This is a genomic window from Neoroseomonas lacus (assembly GCF_014644535.1).
GTDB classification, from domain to species: domain Bacteria; phylum Pseudomonadota; class Alphaproteobacteria; order Acetobacterales; family Acetobacteraceae; genus Neoroseomonas; species Neoroseomonas lacus.
In genome coordinates this window covers 1-5,000 of sequence record NZ_BMKW01000040.1, presented here as the reverse complement: position 1 = coordinate 5,000, position 5,000 = coordinate 1, and the positions used below count along the sequence as shown (strand labels likewise).

The following is a 5,000-nucleotide window of genomic DNA, read 5'->3' as shown; positions in this document are numbered from 1 at the left end:
GGCGGGCAGACAGACAGTGGGTGCTAAGGTCCATTGTCGAGAGGGAAACAACCCAGACCACCAGCTAAGGCCCCCAAATGATGGCTAAGTGGGAAAGCATGTGAGACGGCCAAAACAACCAGGAGGTTGGCTTAGAAGCAGCCATCCTTTAAAGAAAGCGTAATAGCTCACTGGTCTAAACAAGCTGTCTTGCGGCGAAAATGTACCGGGGCTCAAGCCATCTGCCGAAGCTGTGGGTGCGTAGCAATACGCGCGGTAGCGGAGCGTTCCCTAGGCCTGCGAAGCGGTACCGGTGACGGGCCGTGGAGGTATGGGAAGTGCGAATGCGGACATGAGTAACGACAAACAGAGTGAGAAACTCTGTCGCCGAAAGTCCAAGGGTTCCTGCGCAAGGTTAATCCGCGCAGGGTGAGCCGGCCCCTAAGGCGAGGGCGAAAGCCGTAGCCGATGGGAATCAGGTCAATATTCCTGAGCCCGCCAGAAGTGACGGCCGTGAAGTTCTGTCATTCCTTATCGGATTGGGGTGGCAGTTGGATCGGTCCGGGAAATAGCTCTGGCATATGGACCGTACCCGAAACCGACACAGGTGGACTGGATGAGTATTCCAAGGCGCTTGAGAGAACCATGCTGAAGGAACTAGGCAAATTGCCCGCGTAAGTTAGCGATAAGCGGGACCCATCTGTGGGCAACCATGGGTGGGTGGCACAGACCAGGGGGTGGCGACTGTTTAGTAAAAACACAGGGCTCTGCGAAATCGAGAGATGACGTATAGGGTCTGACGCCTGCCCGGTGCCGGAAGGTTAAAGGGAGGAGTGCAAGCTCCGAACTGAAGCCCCGGTAAACGGCGGCCGTAACTATAACGGTCCTAAGGTAGCGAAATTCCTTGTCGGGTAAGTTCCGACCTGCACGAATGGCGTAACGACCTCCCCACTGTCTCCAGCATGGGCTCAGTGAAATTGAATTCCCCGTGAAGATGCGGGGTACCCGCGGTCAGACGGAAAGACCCTATGAACCTTTACTGCAGCTTGGCAGTGGCGCCAGGAAGGGACTGTGTAGGATAGGTGGGAGGCTTTGAAGCCGGGGCGCCAGCCTTGGTGGAGCCAACCTTGAAATACCACCCTGTGCCTTTCTGGCGTCTAACCGAACCCCGTTATCCGGGGTCGGGACCCTGCCTGGTGGGCAGTTTGACTGGGGCGGTCGCCTCCCAAAGAGTAACGGAGGCGCGCGATGGTGGGCTCAAGCCGGTCGGACATCGGCTGTTGAGTGCAAAGGCACAAGCCCGCCTGACTGCGAGCGCGACAGCGCGAGCAGGGACGAAAGTCGGCCTTAGTGATCCGGTGGTCCCGCGTGGAAGGGCCATCGCTCAACGGATAAAAGGTACTCTAGGGATAACAGGCTGATCTCCCCCAAGAGTCCACATCGACGGGGAGGTTTGGCACCTCGATGTCGGCTCATCGCATCCCGGGGCTGGAGCAGGTCCCAAGGGTTCGGCTGTTCGCCGATTAAAGCGGTACGTGAGCTGGGTTTAGAACGTCGTGAGACAGTTCGGTCCCTATCTGCCGTGGGTGTTGGAGACTTGAGAGGATCTTTCCCTAGTACGAGAGGACCGGGAAGGACGCACCTCTGGTGCACCGGTTGTCACGCCAGTGGCATCGCCGGGTAGCTAAGTGCGGAATGGATAACCGCTGAAGGCATCTAAGCGGGAAACCAGCCTCAAGACGAGGTCTCCCTAAGGGCCGTGCAAGACCAGCACGTCGATAGGCCGCAGGTGGAAGTCGGGTAACCGACGCAGCCGAGCGGTCCTAATCACCCGATAGAATTCCATATCCCGCGCACCACCGCATGGATGGGCAACCATCCACCGCGCACAGCGCCAAATCACGCCACACACAACAGATCATCATCTCACCACATCAGAGGATCCGGCCCGGTGGCCCGGTGGCCATCGCGGGGTTGATACACTCGTTCCCATCCCGAACACGGCCGTGAAACACCCCAGCGCCTATGGTACTGCGTCTTAAGACGCGGGAGAGTCGGTCGCCGCCGGGCCACCAGGCCGGATCCTCTGATCATCCTTACCCACGCGGGGTGGAGCAGCCCGGTAGCTCGTCAGGCTCATAACCTGAAGGTCACAGGTTCAAATCCTGTCCCCGCATCCAGCTTGAATTGCGATCAGAACGCCTCAGCAACTTCGCTGGGGCGTTTGCCGTTTCCGGCATCCTGCGCACCCTCCGCCAAGCGCAATATCGTACCGAGCTCTCCGCGAACCTCAATCCGCAGGCGCCCCTCCTCCGGGACCAATCGGATCTCCTCGACCAGGCCGCGCACCAGCTCCCGTGCCTCTGCCCCATCGTCGGACGACAGCGCGTCAGACAGTTCCGCCACCCGGTGGCGGCACACCTCGGCCAGGTTCGGATGCAGCCGCGGCGCTGGCTCGTCTGCCGAGGCGAGTTCCCCCTCCAGGGCGGCCTTGCGCACCTCCAGCGACGCCAGGCGCTCGCGCAGCGTCGCCGGCGCCATGCCCTCCAGGATCGCGTCAACCGCCCGGCCAATCTGCTGCTCGACCCGGACCAACTCCTGGCGCTTGCTGGTGAGCCCCGTCGAGGCGTTCGCCTGCAGCCGGTTCCATGCCTCTGTGAAGCCAGCCACGAACTCCTTGAGAACCTCGGGATCCATCAGCCTCTCTCGCAGCGCCGACAGCACGGCGTCCTCGAGCGAGTCGCGCCGGACGGTCAGCCGGTTCGTGCACGCGGTTGGGCCCTTGTTGCGCGCCGTCGAGCAGCCGAAATGCGTGGCGGAGATCTTAGAAAAGCCGCCGCCGCACTCGGCACAGCGCATGAGGCCGGAGAACAGGTAGCGCGGCCGCTACTTGGCCCAAAAGGCATCGCGCTCGGGTTCCTCCGCGTTGGCGGCCGTCTCCTGGCCTCGGCTGTCGAGCAGCGCCTGGCGGTCCCGGACCCCCTGGGCTTACCCCGCTTTGTGGACCCAGTTAGGCGGTTGATGCCGCTGAATGGAACGCTGCTGCCTTCTGCTCGGGCGTGATGTAGCCGAGCGCGGAATGAAAGCGGCGCTTGTTTCAGAAACCCCCAGTGTATTGGAACACATCGGCCCTGGCTTGGTCGCGCGTCTGGTAGTCGGCCTCCTCGACGAGTTCGCCCTTCAGCGTCGCGAAGAAGNGGCATCGCGCTCGGGTTCCTCCGCGTTGGCGGCCGTCTCCTGGCCTCGGCTGTCGAGCAGCGCCTGGCGGTCCCGGACCCCCTGCCACAGCTGGTCGGGGACGATCTGCAACTCGGGGATATCAGCGACGACCATGTCGTCCGGCGCAGCCGAGCGGGCAACACGGCGCCCGGTCGAGGGATCCTTGAGCCAAGTCTGCCGGCCCCAGACCTGGCGGCCGATGTAGAGCTCATTATTGAGGATGCCGGTCCCCTTGGCGCGGCTACCGTTGACCGCCGTCGGCGCCTAGGCAACACCCCGCGGCGCCGCGACGCCCTCGGCGGTCAGCGCAAGGGCGATCCGCCTGGGCGAGAGCCCATTCGCATAGTCGCGGAATATTTGCCGCACCACAGCGGATTGGGCCTCGTCGACAGCACGATGATCGCGGCGCGCCCCGCGACCAGTTCCCTCAACGGCGGGTACGACCTTGTAGCCGTAGCAAAGGCCGCCAGCGTTGCGCCCATCCTCGGCAACCGAGCGCAGCCCGCGCATCGTTTTCGACCGGATGTCGGCCAACTGCATTTGCGCCATCGTGCCGAGAAGACCGATATGCATGGGAGTAATCGGGCCCTGCTGCACCGAGTGGATGCTGATCCCGAGAAACGTCACCTGGTCGTGGAACTCGGCAATGTCCGCCAGCTTGGGACCCAGCCGATCAAGCGCCTCACGGAGCACCACGTCGAAGCGCCGCGCCTTGGCGTCGCTGAACAGGCGCAGGAATTCGGGGCGGAAGTGGCTCGCGCCGCTCAGACCATTATCCTCGCAGGTATCCACGACGCACCAACCCTGCGCCTAGAGCGGCCTCCGACCTGACTGAATCGCGAAACCCCTTCGCCGAGGCCGCCTTCTCGGGCGTAGCACCGCGCTTAGAAGGACCATGGTCATGACCGAACTCCAGTTCCGCGACACCGCCGCGGCCGGTTACGACCAAGTCGTTGGACGGATGACGGCCCAGTTCATCCCGCCCCTCCTGCAAGCGGCCAGGATTGTGCCGGGTCATCGCGTGCTCGATATCGCCATCGGCACCGGGATCGCCGCCGAGGCGGCCGTGGTTCGCGTCGGGCCTTCGGGCCACGTCGTCGCCACCGACATCTCGCCCGCCTTGGTCGAGAGGGCGCGGGAGCGCCTCGGCGGGCTGTCTGCCGTGGCGCTGGCCGTCGAGGACGGGCAGGCGCTCACCTTCCAGGCCGAGAGGTTCGACGCGGTGCTGTGCAACCAGGGCCTAATGTACTTTCCCGACCCGGCACGCGGCCTCGCGGAGTTCCATCGCGTGCTGCGTCCCGGCGGTCGGGCCGCGACCTCGGTCCCGACTACGCCCGAACGCTCGCTGACGGGCCGCGTGCATGCGTCCATCGCGCGGTACGCCCCGTCCAAGGCGGCAGAAATCCGGCGTATCTTCTCGCTTGGGGCCGAGGGCCACCTTCGTCTCCTGCTTGAGGCGGCGGGGTTGGTGGAGGTGGAGGACGCCATCGAGGTCGTCCGCATGGCCTTCCCCTCGTTCGACGCCTACTTCAACGGCGTCGAGCGGGGCGCTGGGAACGTCGGGCAGGACTACGTGGCACTGCCGGAGGACGCGCGCCGGGCCGTCCGCGAGGAGGCCCGCCGCGACCTCGGCGACGCGGGCGGGACCGGTCGAGATCGAGGTGGAGGTCAGGATCGTCAGCGGACGCCGCTAGAGCATTTTCCGATTATGCTGGATCTTGCCCAGCGGCACTGAAGTAGTTTGCGCATTCGGTTGAATTGAAGGTGTCGATGATCTTGCCGGTGGTGGACCAGAGACCGTC

General features: G+C 63.8%; 2 protein-coding genes, 1 tRNA gene, 2 rRNA genes and 1 pseudogene (1 of these 6 running past the window's edge). 4 read left to right on the top strand and 2 right to left on the bottom strand.

The window, feature by feature from the left end; all coding sequences use genetic code 11:
• The 3 genes from IEY36_RS30080 to IEY36_RS30070 all read left to right on the top strand — a co-directional run.
• Positions 1-1,827 (top strand): 23S ribosomal RNA (locus IEY36_RS30080); it begins 911 nt to the left of the window's first position.
• Between the two features lie 107 nt (positions 1,828-1,934).
• A 5S ribosomal RNA gene (rrf, locus tag IEY36_RS30075) occupies positions 1,935-2,049 on the top strand.
• A gap of 33 nt (positions 2,050-2,082) precedes the next feature.
• A tRNA-Met gene (locus IEY36_RS30070) sits at positions 2,083-2,159 on the top strand.
• 13 nt (positions 2,160-2,172) lie between these two features.
• Here the strand turns inward: IEY36_RS30070 and IEY36_RS30065 are convergent.
• Both IEY36_RS30065 and IEY36_RS31510 read right to left on the bottom strand, forming a co-directional pair.
• Positions 2,173-2,853 carry a zinc ribbon domain-containing protein gene (locus tag IEY36_RS30065; RefSeq protein ID WP_268238234.1) on the bottom strand — a complete coding sequence of 227 codons (681 nt, stop codon included), beginning with the start codon at positions 2,851-2,853 and terminating at the stop codon, positions 2,173-2,175.
• 306 nt (positions 2,854-3,159) lie between these two features.
• Positions 3,160-3,993, bottom strand: a pseudogene (locus IEY36_RS31510) (recombinase family protein); the annotation flags it as partial.
• Between the two features lie 106 nt (positions 3,994-4,099).
• On the opposite strand from IEY36_RS31510, the gene IEY36_RS30050 reads away from it, so the two are divergent.
• Positions 4,100-4,933 carry a class I SAM-dependent methyltransferase gene (locus tag IEY36_RS30050; protein WP_188973966.1) on the top strand — a complete coding sequence of 278 codons (834 nt, stop codon included), beginning with the start codon at positions 4,100-4,102 and terminating at the stop codon, positions 4,931-4,933.
• Positions 4,934-5,000: the final 67 nt, after the last annotated feature.

What these genes read in the sequence shown, in the direction of transcription:
- IEY36_RS30050 (WP_188973966.1), top strand. Translation starts at nt 4,100, where the DNA reads ATGACCGAACTCCAGTTCCGCGACACCGCCGCGGCCGGTTACGACCAA.